Source organism: Pseudochrobactrum algeriensis, assembly GCF_018436245.1.
In the GTDB taxonomy this organism is placed as follows: Bacteria; Pseudomonadota; Alphaproteobacteria; order Rhizobiales; family Rhizobiaceae; genus Pseudochrobactrum; species Pseudochrobactrum saccharolyticum.
The window spans coordinates 2352642-2375039 of sequence record NZ_CP075361.1; the positions used below are offsets into that span (position 1 = coordinate 2352642).

Annotated in this window: 20 protein-coding genes; 6 read left to right on the forward strand and 14 right to left on the reverse strand. The window is 52.6% G+C overall.

Annotation, left to right across the window (positions count from 1 at the left end):
- Nucleotides 1–157: 157 nt before the first annotated feature.
- From KHQ09_RS13010 to KHQ09_RS13040, 7 genes are all read right to left on the reverse strand, one after another.
- Nucleotides 158–889, reverse strand: coding sequence for an SIS domain-containing protein (locus tag KHQ09_RS13010; protein ID WP_213598635.1), 732 nt, complete (start codon nt 887–889; stop codon nt 158–160).
- The gene (gene nagA / locus KHQ09_RS13015; RefSeq protein ID WP_213598636.1) at nt 886–2058 is read right to left on the reverse strand and encodes an N-acetylglucosamine-6-phosphate deacetylase; all 1173 of its coding nucleotides are present in this window, start codon (nt 2056–2058) and stop codon (nt 886–888) included. The genes KHQ09_RS13010 and nagA overlap by 4 nt, the downstream gene beginning before the upstream one ends.
- A complete protein-coding gene (locus KHQ09_RS13020; protein WP_213598637.1) occupies nt 2058–3089 on the reverse strand; it encodes an SIS domain-containing protein in 1032 nt (343 codons plus the stop codon). The genes nagA and KHQ09_RS13020 overlap by 1 nt, the downstream gene beginning before the upstream one ends.
- The gene (locus KHQ09_RS13025; RefSeq protein ID WP_213598639.1) at nt 3086–3901 is read right to left on the reverse strand and encodes a GntR family transcriptional regulator; all 816 of its coding nucleotides are present in this window, start codon (nt 3899–3901) and stop codon (nt 3086–3088) included. Before KHQ09_RS13025 ends, KHQ09_RS13020 begins: the two co-directional genes overlap by 4 nt.
- Before the next feature lie 244 nt (nt 3902–4145).
- Nucleotides 4146–7244 (reverse strand): efflux RND transporter permease subunit, encoded by a 3099-nt coding sequence (locus KHQ09_RS13030; RefSeq protein ID WP_213598641.1) that lies wholly within the window; start codon nt 7242–7244, stop codon nt 4146–4148.
- Nucleotides 7244–8326, reverse strand: coding sequence for an efflux RND transporter periplasmic adaptor subunit (locus KHQ09_RS13035; RefSeq protein ID WP_213598643.1), 1083 nt, complete (start codon nt 8324–8326; stop codon nt 7244–7246). Before KHQ09_RS13035 ends, KHQ09_RS13030 begins: the two co-directional genes overlap by 1 nt.
- A 20-nt stretch (nt 8327–8346) precedes the next feature.
- On the reverse strand, nt 8347–9450 hold the full coding sequence (locus KHQ09_RS13040) for an efflux RND transporter periplasmic adaptor subunit (protein ID WP_213598645.1): 1104 nt from the start codon (nt 9448–9450) through the stop codon (nt 8347–8349).
- 191 nt (nt 9451–9641) lie between these two features.
- Between KHQ09_RS13040 and KHQ09_RS13045 the strand changes: the two genes are divergently transcribed.
- On the forward strand, nt 9642–10781 hold the full coding sequence (locus KHQ09_RS13045; protein WP_213598647.1) for an alpha-hydroxy acid oxidase: 1140 nt from the start codon (nt 9642–9644) through the stop codon (nt 10779–10781).
- 58 nt (nt 10782–10839) lie between these two features.
- On the opposite strand, the gene KHQ09_RS13050 is transcribed toward KHQ09_RS13045, so the two are convergent.
- Nucleotides 10840–11328, reverse strand: coding sequence for an Lrp/AsnC family transcriptional regulator (locus KHQ09_RS13050; protein WP_213598649.1), 489 nt, complete (start codon nt 11326–11328; stop codon nt 10840–10842).
- A 300-nt stretch (nt 11329–11628) separates the two neighbouring features.
- On the opposite strand from KHQ09_RS13050, the gene alr reads away from it, so the two are divergent.
- Together alr and KHQ09_RS13060 are read left to right on the forward strand one after the other, a co-directional pair.
- Nucleotides 11629–12801, forward strand: coding sequence for an alanine racemase (gene alr / locus KHQ09_RS13055; protein ID WP_213598651.1), 1173 nt, complete (start codon nt 11629–11631; stop codon nt 12799–12801).
- Between the two features lie 54 nt (nt 12802–12855).
- On the forward strand, nt 12856–14112 hold the full coding sequence (locus KHQ09_RS13060) for a D-amino acid dehydrogenase (RefSeq protein WP_022712270.1): 1257 nt from the start codon (nt 12856–12858) through the stop codon (nt 14110–14112).
- A gap of 55 nt (nt 14113–14167) precedes the next feature.
- On the opposite strand, the gene KHQ09_RS13065 is transcribed toward KHQ09_RS13060, so the two are convergent.
- Together KHQ09_RS13065 and KHQ09_RS13070 are read right to left on the reverse strand one after the other, a co-directional pair.
- A complete protein-coding gene (locus tag KHQ09_RS13065; protein WP_213598653.1) occupies nt 14168–14881 on the reverse strand; it encodes an autoinducer binding domain-containing protein in 714 nt (237 codons plus the stop codon).
- A gap of 381 nt (nt 14882–15262) precedes the next feature.
- Nucleotides 15263–15598: a DUF4377 domain-containing protein gene (locus tag KHQ09_RS13070; protein WP_213598655.1), complete on the reverse strand. Its 336-nt coding sequence runs from the start codon at nt 15596–15598 to the stop codon at nt 15263–15265.
- Nucleotides 15599–15674: 76 nt separating this feature from the next.
- Here KHQ09_RS13070 and KHQ09_RS13075 point away from each other — a divergent pair, with 76 nt between their 5' ends.
- Nucleotides 15675–16916, forward strand: coding sequence for a TIGR03862 family flavoprotein (locus KHQ09_RS13075; RefSeq protein WP_213598657.1), 1242 nt, complete (start codon nt 15675–15677; stop codon nt 16914–16916).
- On the opposite strand, the gene KHQ09_RS13080 is transcribed toward KHQ09_RS13075, so the two are convergent.
- On the reverse strand, nt 16909–17523 hold the full coding sequence (locus tag KHQ09_RS13080) for a class I SAM-dependent methyltransferase (protein ID WP_213598659.1): 615 nt from the start codon (nt 17521–17523) through the stop codon (nt 16909–16911). The two genes, KHQ09_RS13075 and KHQ09_RS13080, sit on opposite strands and share 8 nt — an antisense overlap.
- An 8-nt stretch (nt 17524–17531) precedes the next feature.
- Nucleotides 17532–18197, reverse strand: a complete 666-nt coding sequence (locus KHQ09_RS13085; RefSeq protein ID WP_213598661.1) for a pseudouridine synthase — start codon at nt 18195–18197, stop codon at nt 17532–17534.
- Between the two features lie 204 nt (nt 18198–18401).
- Here KHQ09_RS13085 and KHQ09_RS13090 point away from each other — a divergent pair, with 204 nt between their 5' ends.
- Both KHQ09_RS13090 and KHQ09_RS13095 read left to right on the forward strand, forming a co-directional pair.
- Complete coding sequence (locus tag KHQ09_RS13090; protein WP_213598663.1) at nt 18402–19115, forward strand: extensin-like domain-containing protein; 714 nt, start codon at nt 18402–18404, stop codon at nt 19113–19115.
- Nucleotides 19116–19185: 70 nt separating this feature from the next.
- Nucleotides 19186–20250 carry a bifunctional transcriptional activator/DNA repair enzyme AdaA gene (locus KHQ09_RS13095; protein ID WP_213598665.1) on the forward strand — a complete coding sequence of 355 codons (1065 nt, stop codon included), beginning with the start codon at nt 19186–19188 and terminating at the stop codon, nt 20248–20250.
- A 6-nt stretch (nt 20251–20256) separates the two neighbouring features.
- Here the strand turns inward: KHQ09_RS13095 and KHQ09_RS13100 are convergent, their stop codons facing one another.
- Nucleotides 20257–20802, reverse strand: coding sequence for a DUF924 family protein (locus tag KHQ09_RS13100; RefSeq protein ID WP_213598668.1), 546 nt, complete (start codon nt 20800–20802; stop codon nt 20257–20259).
- A gap of 141 nt (nt 20803–20943) precedes the next feature.
- Complete coding sequence (locus KHQ09_RS13105) at nt 20944–22275, reverse strand: MFS transporter (RefSeq protein WP_121991586.1); 1332 nt, start codon at nt 22273–22275, stop codon at nt 20944–20946.
- Nucleotides 22276–22398 lie beyond the last annotated feature (123 nt).

A 22398-nucleotide genomic window follows, 5' to 3' on the forward strand; every position in this document is an offset into this window, starting at 1 on the left:
CCGGTTCCGTATGAAGCTCTTACACAGAATTTCAGCGCTTAACAGTCCCGATTACGCTTTTGTTTGACGGATTCCTGCCATTTGCAGACAAATCTGCATGACCCATAATCTCAGGTTACAGGTGATGATTTCCTGACTTATGGGCGGTATGCAAAACTCACAAATGCGGATTGCGGGTCTTATATTTTTCAATCAGCCGGTCGTTAATTTCCGTAGCACCCGGCATATTCGCACTGCGATAGACCGGAACATCCCCGCCCTCTTCCGCCAATTCAGCAGCAACAGCGGTAAAGATTGCGTGGAGAATGGTGGCACCAACAGCGGTGGAAACCGCGCCCGCTTTCATCTCGCTGTTTGGCAACTGCATCATCGCATCACCGGCCGGAATTTCATTATCCAGCACCAGATCAGCCAGCTCAGACAGACGTACACGACCATTGGCGGCACTGGCAGAATAGGAAACTGATGTCAGCGCGATAATTTTTGCACCGGCTTCACGGCCAAAGCGTGCGGCTTCAACCGGCGCGGCATTAACACCGGAATTGGAAACAACCAGCAGAATATCACCGGCACCAATATCATAGCGTTGCAGCAAAGGCTGAACCATGCCGCTGATACGCTCGAATTTGGTGCTGGAAGATGCGCCTTCATGCAGCATCGTGAAAGCCGACAGAACCGGTACGGTAATCGCCAGACCACCGGCACGATAATGCACTTCTTCGGCAAGCATATGCGAATGACCGGTGCCGAACACAAAAACACGCTTATCATTGCGCGCAGCCTCGCCGATCATGGCAACAGCCTGCGCCATAGCCTCAGCCTGACTGTCACGCAATTGCGTGAGATGCGCTGTCAAGCTGTCGAAATAGTCATTGATAATACTACTCATGCCTGCTGATCCTGTCGCACACCGGAAATCCATGTGGCACGGACATGGCACTGATCGTCCAGCCAGACCAGATCAGCACGCTTTTTCGGTGCCAGCACGCCACGGTCTTTGAGCTGCAAAAACGCAGCCGGATAGGATGTCGCCATGCGCAGAGCTTCTTCGGAAGAGAGATCCAACATTGCCATACCATAGCGAATACCCGATGCCATATCGAGATCAGAACCCGCCAGCGTAGTTCGATCTTCCAACACCAGTTTTGGGCAATAACCACCCTCGACACGATAGACTGTGCGGCCGTTGAGTTGGAATGTATCGCGGCCGGAACCGACCAGCGACATCGCATCGGTGACAAAGAACAATCGCCCCTGCCCGCGCTTTGCCCGCAGAGCCACGCGCAAAGCTGCAGGCTCGACATGATGCCCATCAGCAATAATGCCGCCCCAGACCAACGGATGATCAAGTGCCGCGCCCACGAGATTTGGTGCACGATGACCGAACTGGCTCATCGCATTAAACAGATGGGTTACGCCCTGCGCGCCCGCATCGAACCGCGCCATTGCAGCTTCATAAGTGCTGTCACTATGGCCGATGCTGATAATAACACCGCCTTCGGTCAGCTCACGCACCTGATCGGGTGTGACCTGTTCCGCAGCCATTGTCACCAGCAGACAACCGATTTTCTGCGCCGCTGCAGTCAGCGCCTGAATGTCAGCTGCCTCTACAGGGCGCATCAATTCAGCCAGATGCGCACCTTTTTTCGCCGGTGCCAGATGCGGCCCTTCAAGATGCAGACCGGCAACGCCCTTGTCAGCCTGCACCGCAGTCACGGCGGCAGTCATTGCCTGCGCCGTCACATCACCGGTATCGGTAATCAGGGTTGGCAACAGGCTGGTTGTGCCATATGGGCGATGACCTGCCGCGATAGTGAACATGATTTCCGGCGTCGGGCCGTCATTGAGCATTGCCCCGCCACCGCCATTGACCTGCGCATCAATAAAACCGGGGCTGAGCATACCGCCCTCCAGTTCAATAATATGCAGATTTTCCGGCAATGCGTCACCATCCTGAACCAGACGGACAATTTTGCCCTTCTCGATCAGAACGGCTGTCCGCTCATGAAAACGATGACCGTCAAAAACACGCGCACCACGCAGCAGCTGAAAACCCATCAGACAGTCTCCGTTACCTTATTCAGATTAAGCGGCTTATCAGGATTAAAACCACGGCGGCGCGTCACCGCTTCGATCACACGATAATAGGCACCGAGCGATACCAGCGGATCAAGCAGAGCCGAACCCGTTGCCGGTGTTTTAATCTGGCTCCATGGCAGATCCAGTGGTGAAATCGCCAGAATATTACCGCCAATGCTTTCCAGATGTTTCAGCGCCTGCAGATTATGCTGATAGGCCTGATCCTGCGAGACAAAGGCCACAATCGGGAAGCCTTTTTCCACCAGACGCATCGGGCCATGCATCAGCTCTGCCAGCGAGAAAGCTTCCGCATGAATGGCTGAAGTTTCCTTGGCTTTCAGTGCCGCTTCAAGCGCAATCGCCATTGAAGGGCCGCGACCGCCGATAAACAGCGACTGTTTTTCAGCCAGAATATTCTCAAGCGCATTGCCTGCATCAACCTGAACCGCGCCCAGTGCGTCCGGCAGCTGATCAAGCCCGCCCTGCATTGTGCTGTCTTTGCTCACTGCAGCAATCACACCGGCCAGAGCCGCAGCAGAAGCGATAAAAGATTTGGTCGCAGCAACACTTTTTTCAGGGCCTGCACCGATCCCCAGCACGATATCAGCTTCATTGCCGAGCGGGCTGTCGGTCACATTGACCACGGCGACAGTGACCGCACCGCCTTTTTTAGCCGCTCGCTGCATGGCAACGATATCAGGGCTGGCGCCGGACTGCGAAACCGTGAAATGCACAGCAGAACCAAGCTGCAACGGCGCATCATAAACTGATGCCACCGACGGGCCGATTGCTGCCACCGGTAAACCCAAACGGATTTCTGCCAGATATTTGAAAAATGTTGCCGCATGGTCAGAAGAACCGCGTGCACAGGTCGAAATCAGCGCGGGCTTACGGGAGGCAAAGACCGCCGCGATTTCTTCAAAAACCGGCTTCTGGTCTTTTAACATGGCTGCAACAACTGAAGCAGCCTGTTCGGTTTCCTGAAGCATAAGTGTTGGTGATACGGTCATCGGACCCCTCCCGTTTTCAATTCTGCAATAAAGTCATAAGCATCGCCGCGATAAAGCGAGCGGGTATATTCAACAATCCGGTCTGTCTGTGTGCGTGATACGCGTTCCATTTGCAGGGCAGCAGCCTTGTCAGCCACACCAAGCAAACGCGCATTGACCGGATCAAGCACAACAGCGGTCAGACGCTGCAAAGCGCGCACCGGTTTGTAGCCATGTTGTTCGAGTGCTGTATAAAGCGACAGCGCACCGCTGAGCACAGCCTGTGCCAGTTCCGTTTCCTGTCCGGCAGCAGATAATGTAGCGGTACCCAACAGACGCTGCGGCACCACGGCACGTTCAATTGCCATCGGCATATCATCGGCAAGGCGCAGGCGCTCCACCCGCACCACCAGATCCTGCATGGAAATGCCAAGCTGGAATGCCTCTTCCGGTGACGGCTGCCCGATACCGCCGGATAGAATACGTACCCCTGGTACTTTACCACGGGCGATCATATCCTGCGAGAATGAGGTAAGCTGCCAGAGCGGCTGACTGATCTTTTTCGGACGTTCGCAAATATAGGTGCCGCTGCCATGACGGCGTTCCACCAGCCGGTTTTCAAGCAATGCCTGATAGGCCGAACGGATGGTGACCCGCGCCAGACCAAGCGCCTGCGCCAGTTCACGCTCGGGCGGCAGACTACTGCCAGCGGCAAGACTGCCATCCTCAATCAAATTGGTAAGCACGACGGAAACCTGCTTATAGAGCGGCCCGCCGGTCGTTTGCGCCGCTAATCCGCGCTGAAGAAGAGGAAGTAATCTGGTATTATCCATACCCAGACTATAATACCTTTTTAATACCAATGACAAATGGAATTATCTGCCAGCTCAAAATAAAAAGGGCAGCTTCTGTTGAGAAAGCTGCCCTTTAGAGCATTTCACAGTCAAGTTGGATCAACTTGACTTCTTGATTATGTCAAGTTGGATCAACTTGACGCCCGTGATAATGCGACCAAATAAAGAATTGAGACGCGAGCGCTATGATCCAATCTGGACGTAAACCGCTCTAGCATTTGAGCTATTGTACTGGCACCGGCTCAGCCGGTGGCACCTCGGAGCTATCTTCCGGCTCCGGATGCTCAGGCTCTTTCACACGGAACCAGGCCACATAAAGCGCAGGCAGGAACAGCAGTGTAATGACCGTTCCGGCAATAATCCCGCCCATCATAGCATAGGCCATCGGCCCCCAGAACACTTCGCGGGAAATCGGGATCAGCGCCAGACTGGCCGCCGCTGCGGTCAGCGCAATCGGACGCATACGATGCTGGGAAGCCTGATAAACAGAATCCCACGGATGCATCCCCTCTTTGATATGATCCTCCACCTGCACGATCAGGATCACCGAGTTGCGGATCAGGATACCGATCAGCGCCAGCACACCGAGAATAGCGACGAAGCCCAGAGGTTTGCCGCTTGGCAGCAAGGCCGCCACTACACCGATCAGACCGAGCGGAGCAACCGCCACCACCAGAAACAGTCGCTGAAAGCTCTGCAATTGCAGCATCAAAATCGTCGCCATAACGAACAGCATCAGCGGCACAACAGCAGCAATCGGCCCCTGACTTTTGGCGCTTTCTTCCACAGTACCGGCAATATGCACGGAATAACCAAGCGGCAGTTTCTGCGCAAATGCATCAACCTGCCCCTTCATCTGTTCCACCACCGTATCCGGCATGGTCTTGTCGAGAATACCGGCAGAGACTGTGATCGTCGGCAGACGGTCCCGACGCCAGACAACCGGCTGCTCAATCTCGTAACGGAAATTGGCAATCGAGGCGAGCGGGATAGAATCCCCGTTGCCGGTACCGATCTGCAGATTGCGCAGAGTTTCAATCCGGTCACGCTCCTGCGCCTGTGCCCGCACCACCACATTAATCAGATAGGTAGCATCGCGCACCTGTGTAATCGCCAGACCACCGACCACGCTGTTGAGCGTCATCGAGATGTCTTTGGAAGAAACACCGAGTTTACGCGCTTTATCCTGCAACACATCAACCCGCACCACACGTGCCGGTTCGTTCCAGTCATAGGCCACAACACCCAGACGCTGATCCTGCGCCATGATAGTGGAAACCTGATGCGCATAGCCGCGAACAGTCTGAATATCCGGCCCGCTGACGCGATATTGAACAGGACGGCCAACCGGCGGTCCCAATTCAAGGAATTTCACATAAGCATCGGTGCCGATATAATCTTTACGCAGCACCGCATCGAATTTCTGCTTCAGCCGGTCGCGCGCCTCCACATCCTTGGCGACAATAATCATCTGACCGAAATACGGATTAACCGGCTGCACATCGAAAGTCAGCACGAAACGCACTGCACCCTGCCCGATATAGCTGCTCCAGTGGTCTATATCCTCATTGCCTTTGAGCATCGTCTCTTCAAAACGCAGCATCTGCGCCTGCGTTTCGGCAATTGAACTGTTTTCCGGCAATTTCCAGTCAATCACCAGTTCCGGACGATCCGAAGACGGGAAAAACTGCCGTTCAATCAGCGTCATACCGCCGAGAGAAATCAGAAACAGCACAACCGTGGCAAAGATTGTTGTCCAGCGATGGCGCATGCACCACAGCAAAGCCGCAGCAAAAGCCTTGCCGACACGGCGCGGCTTTTCCTCATGTTTTTTCATCGTTTTTGGCAGCAGCGTCACGCCAAGCAGCGGCGCAAACAATACAGCCACCACCCATGACACGACCAGCGAGACCGCAATCACCACGAACAAAGTATAAGTATATTCACCTGCCTGACTGGTGTTCAGACCGATCGGGATAAATCCGGCAATCGTCACCAGCGTACCGGTCAGCATCGGAAAGGCGGTGTGAGAATAGACATAGGTCGCCGCTTTATTGATCGGATCGCCCGCCTCAAGCCGTGCAACCATCATCTCCACGGCAATCATCGCATCATCCACCAGCAGGCCGAGAGCAATAATCAGCGCGCCCAGTGACACGCGCTGCAGCGAAATATCCATATATTGCATGGTGAGGAAGGTGATCGCCAAAACCAGCGGAATAGACAGCGACACCACAAAACCGGCACGCACGCCAAGGCTTATAAAGCTCACAGCCAGAACAATAATCACCGCCTCGAACAGGGCTTTGGTGAAACCGGAAACAGCCTCATCCACCACATCCGGCTGATCGGCCACCTGATGCACGCTGATACCAACCGGCAGTTCCCCTTCAACGCGCGCCATCAAATCATTGAGCGCCTTGCCGAAGTCCAGCAGGTTTTCATTCGGCTTCATGCCGATAGCCAACCCGATGGCCGGTCCACCATTCACGCGAAACAGGCTTTCCGGCGGATTGGTATAGCCGCGCTTGATTTCCGCCACATCGCTGAGACGGAAGAAGCGGTTATTGACCCGCAGATTGACGGCTTTCAGACTTTCTTCTGAGGTAAACTGCCCGCTCACCCGCACAGAAACCCGCTCCGGCCCTGCATTAATCACACCAGACGGAGTAATCGCATTCTGATCCTGAAGGCTCTTTAAAATCGCCTGCTGATCCAGCCCCAGCGCCGCAATCTGACGGGATGAAAATTCGAGATAAATCACCTCATCCTGCGCGCCGATCAGATCAACTTTACCGGCACTCGGCAATTGCAGAACCTGTGTGCGCACAGTCTCTACATAATCACGCAATTGCCGGTGGCTCAGACCATCAGCCGTGAAGGCGTAAATATTACCAAACACATCGCCGAAGCGGTCATTATAAAAAGGCCCGTAGACGCCTTCAGGGAAATTCCCTTTGATATCATTGATCATATTGCGGGTCTGGAGCCAGATTTTCTCCACATCCCGCGCTTTGGTCGTCGCTTTCAGATTGACAAAAATCACCGCTTTACCCGGCGTTGTAACCGATTTGGTAAAATCGAGACTGTCGAGTTCCTGCAGCTTTTTCTCAATCCGGTCAGTCACCTGATTGATTGTCTCATCCACCGATGCACCGGGCCAGTTGGCCTGTATCAGCATGGTTTTAATGGTAAATTGCGGGTCTTCCTCACGCCCGAGATTGATATAGGCGGCAATACCGGCAATCAGAAATACCAGCATAAAATACCAGACCAGCGAGCGGTGATTAAGCGCCCAGTCAGAGAGATTAAATTTCTTCATTATTCCTCTCCCTGCGGCAGCTTAACCTTCTGGCCATCCTGCAAACTGTTCACGCCTGCACTGACAATGCGCTGACCGGCTTCCACGCCTTTGGCAATAAATTGCCCGTCCCTGCGGCTGACAACTTCCACAGCCTGACGGCGCACAGTCTGGCTCTGCGGATCAGCGATCCAGACATAGGTCTTGCCCTCCAGCTCCAGCAAAGCGGATAGAGGCAGGGCAATCTGTTCCTGATGGTCACCATTACTGCGCAGCGCTGTGATTGTTGTGCCTAAACGGAAAGCTTCCGGTGCATCATCAAGCGTGATTTTTACACGGCGCAAACGCGTGGCATTATCCGCCTGCGGTGCAATTTCCCGCACATGACCTTCTGCCTGCACAGTCGGATCAGCCTGCAGGAAAATCATAAATCTATCGCCGTCTTTGACCGTCTCCGCAATGTGATCCGGCACATCGACAACGGCTTCACGCACATCCGGCCGCGCCACGGTCAAAACACTCTGTCCGGCAGCCACAACCTGCCCGACTTCGGCATTTACCGCAGAAACAACACCATCAAAATCCGGATCCAGTTGTGCAAAACCACGCTCGTCTTCAGCCTTTCGTAAGGCGGCACGGGCTTTTTCCAGACCGGCAGCCGCAGTGTCGCGCCCCTGTTTGGCACTATCATAAACCGCCTGCGGAATACTACGCATGGCCAGCAAACGCGCCTGCCTGTCCTCTGTGGCCTGTGCATTCACATATTGTGCCTCGGCACTGGCCATATCAGCTTTGGCTGCCTGCAAATTCAGATCAAGCTGCGCGGGATCAATCATCGCCACAACCTGATCTTTTTTGACAAAATCACCGATATCCACATCACGCTGGATCAGCCGCCCTAAAACGCGGAAGGCAAGATCCGTGCTGAACTGCGGCTCCACAGATCCGGCAAAACCGCTTTGCTGTGAGGCCTCCGCTTTTGCGATAACAAACAATACCGGCCGGACAACCGGCTCTTTCGCTTCATCAGCCTGTTCACCACAGGCTGCCAGCATCAACAAAACTGATCCTGCCGCAGCTGTTCTGAAAATTCTGCGCTTCATCGTCCAACCCGTCGCCCGCATCACTGTGTTACTTTCTGCTCATCAGCCACCAGAAGCTCCACAACAGCGCCTTCACTCAGCAACTGCCCGCCGCGGGTTATGACCATTTGCCCGTCCTGCAAACCTTCAGAAATAATGATTTTTTCCCGCTCATAGTCCATAATCCGCACCAAAGCGGAAGAGACCGTTTTCGTCTGCGGATCAAGTACCCACACAGCCGGTTTTCCGCCCTGTGATGTCATCGCACTCCATGGCAAAATCACAGCGCGCACCACTGGCAATTGCAGACTGCCGGTCACCGGAGCCGCGAGTGTCATGGCTGACGGCGGCGTATCCAGTTCAACCTTGATCCGCACTGTGCCGGTTGTGGCATTTACCACCGGTGCAACCTCACGCACATGGCCGGTTGCAGTGACGGACGGGTCAGAAACCAGTGTCAGACTCACCTGAGGCAGCGCCTGTTTCCCGCCTTGTTGTTCCATGGACTCCGCATGGGCAGCCAGCGCTTCCTGCACATCAAAAACGGCGTCCCGCTCACCATCGGCAGCAATCACAAAGGCAGTTTGTGCCGCCTGCACCAGTTGTCCCGTTTCAATATTACGGGCAGTCACCACACCGGCGCGCGGCGCGCGCAATTCCGTATAGCTCATCATATCCTGCGCATTTTTCATCTGGCTTTGTGCACTGATCAGAGCTGCCTCGGCACGCTGCTTGGTTTCCTCCGCAGTGCCGAACTGACTGCGCGTGGTGAACCCCTGATCCAGCAATGCCTGTTGGCGTGTATAATTGGCAGTCGCCTGTATTAATTGCGCCTGCGCCGCATTCAGAGAGGCCAGAGCCGAACGTAATCCAGCTTGCTGCTCCACAGCATCAATACGCGCCAGCAATTCACCGGCTTCAACTTTTTGCCCCACATCAGCGCTGCGTTCTGTCACCTGACCGGAAGCGCGAAAAGCAAGATTGATAAGATTGCGGGCTGCAATTGTACCAGTCTGCACCAGTTTCGGACGATAATCGCTGACACGGACAGTCTGCGCGCTGACTGCAACACTATGGGCATTCGTGACAGGCTGCTCCGAGGGAGGATTGGCCTGAGCAAAAACACTGCAAACAGATGCAAACATAAAGGAAGCGAGGGGAACAGGAAGAAGAATGTGTCTGCGCCGTCTGACCATCAAATTCACAACCTTTAAAATACCTATTGCATTACAGCAAACATAGCGGATCATTCCGGTATTAATAGCCTTTCTGAGCCTGACTTTATAAAATCGGGATGATAATAACTCTTTAAAACTGAATTTAGAAAGCAACTGATATGAGTACTGTTCTGGAAATCGCCGATCTGAAAAAACTGGCGCGTCACCGCGTGCCAAAGATGTTTTTCGATTACGCAGATTCCGGCGCATGGACAGAATCGACCTATCGGGCGAATGAAAGTGATTTTGCCAAAATCAAACTGCGTCAGCGTGTACTGGTAGATATGACCGACCGCTCTCTGGCAACAACCATGATCGGCCAGAATGTGGCTATGCCCGTAGCCCTGTCTCCGACAGGTCTGGCAGGGATGCAGCATGCGGACGGGGAAATTCTGGCAGCGCAGGCAGCACAGGAATTCGGCGTGCCTTTCACCCTTTCCACCATGAGCATCTGCTCGATTGAAGATGTTGCCGCGGCAACGAAAAAGCCTTTCTGGTTCCAGCTTTATGTGATGAAAGACCGTGACTTCGTCCGCAATCTGATTGAGCGTGCCAAAGCCGCCGGTTGCTCGGCATTAGTCCTAACACTTGATCTGCAAATTCTTGGCCAGCGTCACAAAGATTTGCGCAACGGTCTGTCGGCTCCGCCGAAATTCACGCCGAAACATATCTGGCAGATGATGACCCGCCCGCAATGGTGTCTCGGTATGCTGGCAACGCAGCGCCGTACCTTCCGTAATATTGCCGGTCATGCCAAAGGTGTCAGTGACCTCTCATCCCTGTCCTCATGGACGGCCGAGCAGTTTGATCCGAAACTGAACTGGGATGATGTGGAATGGATTAAGAAACTCTGGGGTGGCCCGCTGATCCTCAAGGGCATTCTCGATGAAGAAGATGCGCTGATGGCAGCCAAAACCGGTGCCGATGCGATTATCGTCTCCAATCATGGCGGTCGCCAGCTCGACGGCGCACCATCATCCATTTCGATGTTGCCGCGCATTGTCGATACAGTCGGTGACAAGGTGGAAATCCATCTTGATGGCGGTATCCGCTCCGGTCAGGATGTGCTCAAAGCCGTGGCACTCGGCGCGAAAGGCACCTATATCGGCCGGCCGTTTCTCTATGGTCTTGGCGCCATGGGCAAAGCCGGCGTGACTAAAGCACTGGACATCATCGCCCGTGAGGCGGATGTGACTATGGCTCTGTGTGGCAAACGCCGTATCACGGATGTGGATGCCTCAATCCTGCATAAAGACTGAGTATTCTTACACGAATAGAGCGCCGCTCTAATTTTTAGCTGACGCATTATCGTATCCATCAAGTTGTTTCAACTTGATGGCGAAATGCTTGTACCGGCGCTCTGCTCAGCAGCACACTGCGGATCGAGAAGCTGGAGTGAATACGCACCACGCCTGGCAGGCGTGAGAGAATTTCTTTATGAATGACCTCATAAGCTGCCGTATTTTCTGCCTCGGCACGCAGGATATAATCGGCATCACCCGTCATCAGATAACATTCCTGAATTTCCGGATGACGGCGCACCGCTTCTTCAAAACGATTGAGATATTCCTCCGTCTGCCGCTCCAGCGTAATACGCACCAGCGCCACCAACCGGTCATCAGCATCGGGTGCCGCAACAATCGCCGTATAACCGCGGATAACCCCGCTTGTTTCCAGCAATTGCACACGCCGCAGGCACGCCGATTGCGACAAACCGACCTCTGTGGCCAGCTGACTATTGGTCATACGCCCGTCGCGGCGCAGACAGCGGATAATATTACGATCAATAGCATCTAAGGTCGACACGCAGAATCTTCCAATTCATAGTATTTTATCGTGCTGATTTAGCTACAATTCGCATAAATTGCGAAAAATAGCAAAAACATTCGAAGACTATTCGACTACACTGAGAAATAGGGAGAGAGTTTCGGCACGTGATACCGCTCGTAAAGTTACGAAGCTGAACGATGCTGCCTCTTATAAAATTTGTTTGGCATCTCTGGCATGGTCTGCATGCAGAGCATAACCTGAAACTGTGTTATAGTTTTCCGGATATGCATACTGGCAGCCAACCAACTTGTTGAACATGACAATGCGGAATTGCTTATGTCTGTACTCTTTTCTGAAACCCGTGCGGCAGCGCCTGTTGATACAACTGCCGGTGAAAATCCGGAAATCCTCGCGGCCGGCGGTATTCTTACCGTTGATCTGGCCGCTTTGCGCGCGAACTATAAGCTGATCGCCGATGCATTGAGTCCGACCAGAGCCGCAGCCGTTGTGAAAGCCGACGCCTATGGTCTGGGTGCGGATAAAGTCGCCCCGCAATTTTATGCCGCCGGTTGTCGCGATTTTTTCGTTGCACATCTGGGAGAAGCACTGAAGCTGCAACCGCATATCGGCAAAGATGCTGTTATTTACGTCCTCAACGGCCTGCAGCCGCAGACAGAAAAACTCTGCGCGGATAATAATATTATCCCTGTTCTGAATTCGCTGGAACAGCTGCGCAACTGGGCAGCTCTGGGCAAGGCCGGCAACCGGAAGCTTCCGGCACTGCTTCAGCTTGATACAGGCATGTCGCGTCTCGGTCTTTCCGAACAGGAATTGAAAGAACTGCTGGCAGATATTTCCCTGCTGGACGGCATTGATGTAAAATTCATTATCAGCCATCTGGCTTCTGCTGATAATGTGCAGAGCCCGCAGAACCACGCCCAGCTGGAGCGCATGCAGGCAGCTCTTAAACTTCTGCCGCATTATGCCGTTGCTTTTTCCAATTCCGGCGGCAGCTTTATGGAGCGCGGCTATCATTTTGATCTGGCACGTCCGGGCATCGCACTTTACGGCGGCGCACCACAGGAAAATGCACCAAACCCGATGCAGCCGGTTGTGTCACTGCAGGCGCGCGTCATTCAATGCCGCACCGTTCCGGCACATACTCTGGTGGGTTATGGCGGCAGCTATGAAACACAGGGCGAGACACGGATTGCCACGATTGCCGTCGGCTATGCAGATGGCTGGCCACGGCATTTAAGCAATAAAGGCGCAGCATATTATGGTGCTGTGCGCCTGCCTATTATCGGCCGTGTTTCCATGGACTCCATTACGCTGGATGTCAGCGCCCTACCGGAAGGCACATTAAAGCTCGGCAGCCTTGTGGAACTGATCGGCGCACATCAGAACCTTGAACAAGTGGCACAGGATGCCGGAACAATTTCCTATGAGATTCTGACATCTCTGGGGAACAGATATCATCGCAATTACATTAACGACATTCTTGCCTGAAGAACCAACAAGCCTGCACATGCGGCATCAGACAGGATATGACAGAGGCAGACCATGAAAGTTACAATACTCGGCAGCGGTGTGATCGGCGTAACGACCGCCTATTATCTGGCAAAAGCCGGCCATGAAGTGACTGTACTTGACCGTCAGGAAGGACCGGCACTCGAAACCAGTTTCGCCAATGCCGGTCAGCTTTCCTATGGTTACTCGACCCCATGGGCTGCTCCGGGTATTCCGCAGAAAGCGGCAATGTGGCTGTTTAAAAAACACTCACCGTTGATTTTCCGTCCGACCTGCAATCCGGCAATGTATAGCTGGCTGATGTCCATGCTGGCCAATTGCACCGCATCGGCCTATGCGACCAATAAAGCCCGCATGCTGCGCATTTCCAATTACAGCCGCGAATGCCTGACCGAACTGCGCAATGATACCGGCATCACCTATGATGAAGGTTCAAAAGGTACTTTGCAGCTGTTCCGCAGTCAGAAAGATTTCGACGCGGTAATGACCAAGGATATTGAAAGCCTGCGTCAGGACGGCATCAAATTTGAAGTGCTGGATGCCGAAGGCTGCACCAAGGCAGAACCAGCCCTTGCCAATGTAAAGCACATGATCACCGGCGGCCTGCGTATGCCGGATGACGGCACCGGCGATTGCTTCACCTTCACCAATAAACTGGCCAAAATGGCTGAAGAACTGGGCGTAAAATTCCACTATAATGTGGATATTAAAGGCTTCCAGCTTAACAGCGGTAAGATTGTTGCGGTTGAAACCAATAAAGGCATCTTCACTGCTGATCGTTATGTAGCTGCACTTGGCAGCTTCACGCCGCAGCTGGTCAAAGGTCTCGGCCTCAATGTGCCGATCTATCCGGTTAAAGGCTATTCGATCACTATTCCGATTGTCGATGAATCCCGCGCACCGGTTTCCACCATTCTGGATGAAACCTATAAGATCGCGATTACCCGTCTCGGCGACCGTATCCGCGTCGGCGGCATGGCTGAAGTCACCGATTATGTGACACGTCTGCTGCCTGAACGCCGCGAAACGCTGGAGCTCTCCGTCAGCGGTCTGTTCGGCGGCGCCGGTGACCTGTCCAAGGCAACTTTCTGGTCGGGTCTGCGTCCGATGACACCGGATTCAACACCGATTATCGGCGGCACAAAATACGACAATCTCTATATCAATGCCGGTCACGGCACACTCGGCTGGACAATGTCTGCCGGTTCTGCCCGCGTTATGGCCGACCTGATTTCCGGCAAAAAACCGGATATTGATACTTCGGATCTCGGCCTGTCACGCTACAAATAAAATTACATCCTCCGCTTAAACGCCGCCGCAAGATTTTGCGGCGGCGTTTTGCATTTCAGAGCAGACCAATCAGATGCGCCTTCATCACCGCATGAACCTTGTTGGAAACAATCAGCTTATTCAGAACATTATTCATGTGAAAATGCACCGTGCGCGGCGTGATATTGAGTATGATTGAAATATCCTCAGCGGTTTTACCGTCACCGGTCCATCGCAATATTTCCCGCTCCCGCAGTGTAATAATCTGATCCTCAGTATTATAGGTCTCATCCAGCCGATAAAGATCATAAAATCTTGTGAACAGAGACAGGCTCAACTCGCGCAATTCCGGCTCCAGCTCTTTCAGCTCGGCTTTGCTGATTGCATCGCCGACACGACTGAAAGACAGAAAACCGGCAACCGATTGCGGCCCCCAGCAAGACTGCGTAATCCCCACAGAATGGCCGTCACGCCTCATTTCCTGCCACAGAATTTTATTCTGCTGATAGAGTTTCTCAGTCCAGACTACCGGCTTGGAAGACCGCATCGCCTGCTGAATTGCGGGATCGGTCAAAATACATTCATTACGCACATAATAATTGCGCCAGCCTTCAGAATAATTGTCGAAACCCTGAATTTTCGGGCGCGTCAGTGACTGCGGGATACGAAGAACAAAACTGTAATAGTCAAAGCCAAGCCGCACCGCATGACTACTGATAATATCGACAAGTTCAATTTCCTGTACATCTGTTAAATTGACACCATAAAGTATTGGCCGCGATATATTCATCGGAAAACCTTATCTTATTTTAAAATATCAATAAAAATAAAACAGTATTAAAAATCAGGACACCCAAAGAATAACAATTCAAATAAAAAATGACAATCAATTATAATAAATTTCACAAAATATGTTCACATCTTAAGAAAGATACAAATATTTAAGAATAATCATGAAAATTTATTGAATAACATAGATTGATAAATCTAATTTTCTATAAGATGAAAAGCTGCATGAAACGCTTTTTACAAGACGTGACATTTTTGCCATGAGCTTTGACAAGGCGAATGCGACCTTTAACGCCGCTATTCCCGCTAATGATTCTTATTACGAACCAATAAAAAAGCCCGCCAAAGGCGGGCTCATTTGATGGAGCAATCGTGCTGCTGATTACTTTTTCGTGCTCAGCACCTTCACCAGACTATATTTCAGGCTGGAACTATCCATAGGCGGATTTTTGATTTTGCTCACATTCACTTTCAGCTTGTAGCGATAACCCGGCTCATAGCGAAAACCGTCAATACCGCCATAGAACAATGTCCACTCGCTTTTCGGGCTTTTGCGCACCTGCATACATTTTTGCGGCCCTGCACCAACACAATCAACCAGCTTGTTATTGATATAAAGCACCTCATTCTTACCGGCTGCACTCGCCTGCTGCATCGACAACAGACCGGCACCAACAATGGCCGCAGTTACAACAGGTATAATAAAGGTCTTTTTCACAGGCTTCTCCGTCTTCGCTTCTTACTTGCGTCAGCACTGAACTTAGCTAAAACAACCTGAACAGCAGGTGAACCGGATGACATCTCAAAACACAACTACCAAAGGCAAGACCATTGCCATTATTGGCGGAGGTCCTTCAGGCCTTGCTGCGGCAGAAATTCTGTCCGCGCACGGGCATGACGTCACAATTTATGAAGCCATGCCGACTGTTGCACGCAAATTTCTGCTGGCAGGCAAATCCGGTTTGAATATCACCCATTCAGAACCCTATGAACGCTTTCGTACCCGCTATGGTTCCGCCGGCTCGCGTCTCATTCCCGCACTTAACGCTTTTACACCTGAAGATATTTGCCAATGGACAGAAGCGCTGGATATCGAGGTCTTTACCGGCAGTTCCGGCCGCGTCTTTCCGAAACGGATGAAGGCCTCGCCGCTACTTCGCAACTGGGTCGCACGACTGGAAGCGCAAGGCATCAAAATCCTGAAACGTCATCGCTGGAAAGGCGTCAGCGAAGACGCTCTTTTGTTTGACACGCCGGAAGGTGAAAAGCAGATCAGCCCTGATGCCACATTACTGGCTCTGGGCGGCGCCAGCTATCCGCGTCTTGGCTCTGATGCCGCATGGGTGCCGTGGCTTACGGAAAAAAATATCAATATCGCACCTTTCCAATCGGCCAATTGCGGATTTGATGTTGATTGGAGCACAGTCTTTCGCGAGCGCTTTGCAGGTGCACCGATAAAATCGGTTACCGTCACATCTCCGACAGGCCGGATTGAGGGCGAATTTGTTATCTCGCAGCATGGTATTGAAGGCAGTCTGATCTATGCCCACACCGCTGCTTTGCGCGATCAGTTGAATAATACCGGCACCGCCAGCCTCTATCTTGATCTGACACCGGCACGGTCAGTTGAACGGCTGATACGCGACCTTATCAAACAAGGCAGCAAAAGCAGCTTCTCCAACCGCCTGCGCAAAGCCACCGGCCTTGAAGGTGTGAAAGCAGCTTTATTGCGCGAACTGGTACCGGATGCTCATATGCTCTCCGCAGAAGATCTCACGCAGCAAATTAAAAATCTCGCAGTGCCATTGCTGCGTCCGCGCCCGATTGCAGAGGCGATTTCCTCTGCCGGCGGCATTGCCTGGGATGAGGTCAGCGACAATTATATGCTGCACAAATTGCCGGGTGTTTTTGTTGCCGGTGAAATGCTGGATTGGGAAGCGCCGACCGGCGGCTATCTGCTCACTGCCTGCTTTGCAACAGGCAGAGCCGCCGCGCAAGGTATGCTGAATTGGCTGGAAGTTGAAAATCTCAAATAATCTTCGCTTTCACAAACACATCATAGCGGGTGCTTTTTCCTAATATCTGATGCGAAGGTTTGCGGATACCTGCCATTGGTTCCGCACGCAGCGGCCATTTCAGTACAACACGGTTTTGCGCGGCTTCCAGTGCCACCTGCATCAGCCTTTCCGCATCAGGGTCAGTGCCGACAATCTCGCGGATCTGGCGCATTTCTTTTTTGACCAGCGCCGTATTTCCGCGTGGCGGATGCATCGGATCAACCAGAACTACCTGCGGCTTCAGGGCCGGCAACAATGCACAGGAGTCACCAAAGAGCAGCGTCATCCGCGCCACGGTCTCCGCCAAACGTCCGCCTTCTGCCGAAGCGCGTTCCAGCCCTGCGGCCAGCAAAGCATGCATTTTTTCTGATCGCTCAATCAAGGTCACTTTTGCGCCAAGCGATGCCAGCAAAAACGCATCGCGGCCAAGTCCGGCTGTTGCGTCCACAATATCCGGCGTTGCACCACGCACCAGCCCTGCCGCTTTGGCAAGCGCCTGCCCGCGCCCCTCACCGGAGCGGAAACGATGACCGACAGCCCCGCCGACAAAATCAACAATCAGGTCATTATCATCTGCTTGCTGCATAGGTTCTCTCAAAACGGGCAAGGTATGGTAAAAGTAACAGCACGGCCATCAGGATGACGGAAGCTCAGGCTCTCCGCATGTAACAGCAAGCGATCTGCCGCCTGCAATGCAGCACCCTCTGCATAGAATTCATCACCCAGCATCACATGACCGATGGCCTTCATATGCACACGCAACTGATGCGTCCGGCCGGTCAGTGGAAATAAACGCAGCCTTGTTGTCTGCTCTCCGCGTTCCAACACCTGCCAGCGGCTTTGCGCCGGTTTGCCATGTTCGTAATCCACACGATGACGCGGTTTATTGTCCGGATCAATCGCCAGCGGCAGATCAATCAGACCTTCATCCTCAGCCACATTACCCCAGACCACAGCAACATAGGACTTCTCCGTGCTGCGTTCTTCAAACTGTCTGGCAATCTGCGCATGAGCTTTGCGGTTCAGCGACATCAGCACCACGCCGGACGTGTCTTTATCCAGCCGGTGGATCATCAGTGCCTTTGGAAACTGCTTCTGCACCCGTGTTGCCAGACTATCAGACAAAGCAGGGTCGCGCCCCGGCACGGACAGTAAACCGCTTGGCTTATCCAGCACCAGAATATCCGCATCCTGATAGATCACCGATACAGGATCCATAGGCGGATTATAAACAGGAGAAGCGGAAGAGTATGTGCTCATGCCCCCCTCTAACATAGTTTATCCGCCGCATAGAAGTGCTGACTTTCAGGAGAAACCAAGAAAAACGGGAACTGAAACGGCAGTTCAGCGGTTTACCCAGGCATTCCCTGCAAAATCAGTCGTGATTTTGCACTCACGGAAAGGCTTTTGATGCGATATTTTCTGCCCCTCTGTTTGCTTGCAGTGCTGAGTAGCGGCACTTGGATGACAATACCGGCCACAGCGAAAACTGTTCCGATACCTGCACAAAAACCCGCAGCGGAAGTGAATAAAACCATTACCCCTGCCCTAAAACCGGAACTAAAAGAACCGCCCGTTACCCCAAAACCGGATATATCAAAACCGGAGATACCGAAAACCGAACGGATTTATCAGGCTGCCTGCCTGCCATTAGTGCAAAATGAAGTGACCGGCAAAGTCATCCCGCCTGTCAATGAAGGGCAATGCCAGATCAGAAGCCCGCTGGAAATCACGGCCTTCACCAAACCTGTCCCGATAGAACTGGATCAGCCGGTTACAACCAATTGCACGATGACTGTCGCTCTCACTGAATGGATGCAGCAGGCCAACAAACTGGCCAAAAACCATCTCGGCAGTGATATCAAAACCATCGGCACCGGTTCGCATTATCAGTGCCGGAAAGTGAATAACGGCTCGGCAGGGCGTGTATCCGAACATGCTTTTGGTAATGCTCTGGATATTATGTCTTTCACACTCGCCAATGGTGAAAAGACCACACTTGCCACAGACTGGAACGGCAGCGAAAAACAAAAGAAATTCTGGCGTGAATTACATAAGGCAAGCTGCTCGCTGTTCATGACCGTATTGGGACCGGAGGCCGACAGCGCCCATGAAACCAATCTGCATCTTGATATGGGATGTCATGGTAAATCCTGTACCTATCGCATCTGTCAGTAATCTGATGAAACAGAAAAATAGACGCCCGATTTCCGGCGGCACAGGAGGCAAATCATGATAAAGTCTGTTTATGCTATTTTCTTTACCTGACCCTAAAATTCTTTATCAGGCACTTCTTGATCGTGACCAGTCCTATGACGGCCATGTTTTTGTCGGTGTGACCAGCACCGGCATCTTCTGCCGCCTGTCCTGTCCGGCGCGTAAACCGAAATTCGAGAACAGCCGCTTTTTTGATCATCCGGCCGCCTGTATGGAAGCGGGCTTCCGGCCGTGTCAGCGCTGCCGTCCGCTGGATTTTTATCGTGGCAAGGAACCGGTTGTCGCCAAATTGCTGGATTGTCTGGATGCCCGTCCGGATCATTTCTGGTGCGAAGATGACCTCATCGCCATGCAACTTGATCCTTCCACAGTGCGCCGTGCTTTCAAACGCCATCTGGGTATGACTTTTCTGGATATGGCACGACTACGCCGCAAAGCACGCGGGCTTGAAAGCATTGCCGCCGGTCATTCCGTGATCGATGCCCAGCTTGAGGCCGGTTATGATTCCGGCAGCGGTTTTCGCGAAGCCATTACGCAGCTAATCGGTGATACGCCTGCCCAACTGAAAGGGCGTGACCTGCTGAAAGCCGACTGGCTGGAAACACCAATCGGCTCCATGCTCGCCGTTGCCGACCAGCATCATCTGCATTTGCTGGAGTTTTTTGAGCGCAAAGGCCTGCCCAATGAGCTGAAAAAACTGCGCCTCTACACCAAATCATCCATCAGCTTTGGCCGTCTTGCGCCGATTGATCAGATTGAAGCAGAGCTGAAGCTCTATTTCACCGGTGGCTTTACCGGCTTTAAAACACCCTTGGCGCTTTATGCTCCGGCCTTTACCCGCTCGGTCTGGGATACATTGCAGGAAATTCCGTTGGGTGAAACCCGTTCTTATGCCGAGCTGGCAGAGTTGACCGGACGTCCCGATGCCATACGTGCCGTGGCCAATGCCAATGGTGCAAATCAGCTGTCGATTATTATCCCGTGTCACCGCACCATCGGCTCGGACGGATCACTCACGGGATATGGCGGCGGTCTATGGCGCAAACGCTGGCTGCTTGAGCACGAGAAACGTATGGCTGCCCGTTCCGCCGCCTGAATGAGATCAGAATCCTGTATGAGTTTTCAGGAATTCGGTTTCTTCCGGTGTGTTTTTGCGGCCGAGAACGGCATTGCGATGCGGAAACCGTCCGAATTCCTCGACAATATCACGATGCTCTCTGGCAAAACCGAGAGCAAAATCATTGCCGAGCGCTTTATAAAGCTTCACGCATTGCTCCTGATCTTCAATCACCTCGCTATGCATCAGCGGCAGATAGAAAAACTGCCGTGCTTTCTCATCCACAGCCATGTCGTAATCATGTTCCAGCGCATATTTTGACAGTGCACAGGCAAGCGGATCACTCGCAAAAGCCTTAGGATCACCGCGGAACATATTGCGCGGAAACTGATCAAAAATAATGGTCAGAGCCAAAGCGCTTTTGGCATCATTCCTCCAATGCGCAAGCTCACCTTCCACTGCCTGCTCATATACCGCACTGAAACGCTGTTTGATTTGCTGGTCAAGATCATCAGAACGGACAAACCAATGCGCTTCCGTTGCATCAGAAAACCAGAAATCCAGAATATCCTGCGGGGTTACCTGCGTCATAGATCATCTCTCCTGTCTTATTTTCATACATAATACATAGAGCAAATCTTCAGGCTTACCAGTTTCAGAACGTTTACATATGCGCATCAACAAAAAAGGAGCCGCAAGCGGCTCCTTTTGCAAATCATCTTCATGAAATGATCAGGAAGAAAACTCTTTGTCTTTATGACCGAGAATGGCCAGCAAAGTAATTGCCGCCGCAGCCAGCAAATACAGACCGACATAGCTAAGGCTGTAGGTTGTAGCCAGCCATGTCGCAATATATGGCGCCAGCGAAGCACCGAAAATACTGGCCATGTTAAAGGTCATGGAAGCACCGGTATAACGCACGGCAGTCGGGAACGGCGAAGCCAGCGCCGCACCAATCGGACCATAGGTCATGCCCATCAGTGCGAAACCGATGATCGAGCACATCACAGCGCCGACAACACCGGCACCCAGCAGCGGCGCCATGAACAGGCCGAATACACCAATACCGATTGTAGTGAGGATCATGATTAAGCGGCGTCCAAAACGGTCAGACAACAAACCGGACACCGGAATCAACAGACCAAAGAACACAACACCAACCATCTGGATGAACAGGAATTGCTCACGGGAATAGCCCATGCCGGCCTGTTCAATCGGACGTGTTGCCCATGACAGCATGAACACGGTCATCAGATAGAACAGCACAAAGGTAGCCAGCGCCGAGAAAGTGCCGAGAACCAGCGCGCGCTTGTGATGTTTGAAGACTGCTGCCAACGGCACCTGAACGCGCTCCTGCTTGTCCATCGCCTTCTGGAATTCAGGTGTTTCGGTGATCTTGATACGAACATAAAGACCAACAGCAACCAGCAGGATCGAACCGACAAACGGAATACGCCAGCCCCAGCTCATGAACTGCTCATTGCTCAGTGTTGCACCGAGAATAATAAATGTACCGGCAGAGAGGATAAAGCCGATCGGCGCACCAAGCTGCGGGAACATTGCATACCATGAACGCTTTCCTGCCGGAGCGTTTTCGGTTGCCAACAACACAGCACCGCCCCATTCACCGCCAAGGCCAAGTCCCTGACCGAAACGGCACAGTGCGAGCAACAGCGGCGCAACCACACCAATTTGTGCATAAGTTGGCAGCAAGCCGATGATGACGGTCGAAAGACCCATGGTCATCAGCGCGGCAACCAATGTTGCCTTACGGCCGATTTTGTCACCGAAGTGACCGAAAACCATGGCACCAAACGGACGGGCAAAGAAAGCAATCGAGAATGTAGCAAAAGATTGCAACATTGCCGAAGTCGGATCGCTGGCCGGAAAGAACACAGCCGGAAACACCAGAACGGCAGCCGTTGCATAAACATAAAAATCGAAAAATTCGATGGTTGTTCCCACGAGGCTGGCAAACAGCACACGCGCGGGTGAATTCAAGGCCGGAGCTGCCTCGCCGTTTTTACCGGCAACAGCACTCCGGGGGGCACCGGAAACACTCATTTTTTTATCCTGTTTGCGCAAGTTTACGAGGGTAAAATCCGATCCCGCAGACCTGCTGAAATATCAACACAGAACAGCCGTTTAAAAAGAAAAAGACTGACCTGAAATTATGTGTCGCCGACA

Bases quoted from the DNA above. Each gene is read 5' to 3' on its own strand.
- KHQ09_RS13010 (WP_213598635.1), bottom strand. From the start codon at position 889: ATGAGTAGTATTATCAATGACTATTTCGACAGCTTGACAGCGCATCTC.
- nagA (WP_213598636.1), bottom strand. From the start codon at position 2,058: ATGGGTTTTCAGCTGCTGCGTGGTGCGCGTGTTTTTGACGGTCATCGT.
- KHQ09_RS13020 (WP_213598637.1), bottom strand. From the start codon at position 3,089: ATGACCGTATCACCAACACTTATGCTTCAGGAAACCGAACAGGCTGCT.
- KHQ09_RS13025 (WP_213598639.1), bottom strand. From the start codon at position 3,901: ATGGATAATACCAGATTACTTCCTCTTCTTCAGCGCGGATTAGCGGCG.
- KHQ09_RS13030 (WP_213598641.1), bottom strand. From the start codon at position 7,244: ATGAAGAAATTTAATCTCTCTGACTGGGCGCTTAATCACCGCTCGCTG.
- KHQ09_RS13035 (WP_213598643.1), bottom strand. From the start codon at position 8,326: ATGAAGCGCAGAATTTTCAGAACAGCTGCGGCAGGATCAGTTTTGTTG.
- KHQ09_RS13040 (WP_213598645.1), bottom strand. From the start codon at position 9,450: ATGTTTGCATCTGTTTGCAGTGTTTTTGCTCAGGCCAATCCTCCCTCG.
- KHQ09_RS13045 (WP_213598647.1), top strand. From the start codon at position 9,642: ATGAGTACTGTTCTGGAAATCGCCGATCTGAAAAAACTGGCGCGTCAC.
- alr (WP_213598651.1), top strand. From the start codon at position 11,629: ATGTCTGTACTCTTTTCTGAAACCCGTGCGGCAGCGCCTGTTGATACA.
- KHQ09_RS13060 (WP_022712270.1), top strand. From the start codon at position 12,856: ATGAAAGTTACAATACTCGGCAGCGGTGTGATCGGCGTAACGACCGCC.
- KHQ09_RS13065 (WP_213598653.1), bottom strand. From the start codon at position 14,881: ATGAATATATCGCGGCCAATACTTTATGGTGTCAATTTAACAGATGTA.
- KHQ09_RS13075 (WP_213598657.1), top strand. From the start codon at position 15,675: ATGACATCTCAAAACACAACTACCAAAGGCAAGACCATTGCCATTATT.
- KHQ09_RS13080 (WP_213598659.1), bottom strand. From the start codon at position 17,523: ATGCAGCAAGCAGATGATAATGACCTGATTGTTGATTTTGTCGGCGGG.
- KHQ09_RS13085 (WP_213598661.1), bottom strand. From the start codon at position 18,197: ATGAGCACATACTCTTCCGCTTCTCCTGTTTATAATCCGCCTATGGAT.
- KHQ09_RS13090 (WP_213598663.1), top strand. From the start codon at position 18,402: ATGACAATACCGGCCACAGCGAAAACTGTTCCGATACCTGCACAAAAA.
- KHQ09_RS13095 (WP_213598665.1), top strand. From the start codon at position 19,186: ATGCTATTTTCTTTACCTGACCCTAAAATTCTTTATCAGGCACTTCTT.
- KHQ09_RS13100 (WP_213598668.1), bottom strand. From the start codon at position 20,802: ATGACGCAGGTAACCCCGCAGGATATTCTGGATTTCTGGTTTTCTGAT.
- KHQ09_RS13105 (WP_121991586.1), bottom strand. From the start codon at position 22,275: ATGAGTGTTTCCGGTGCCCCCCGGAGTGCTGTTGCCGGTAAAAACGGC.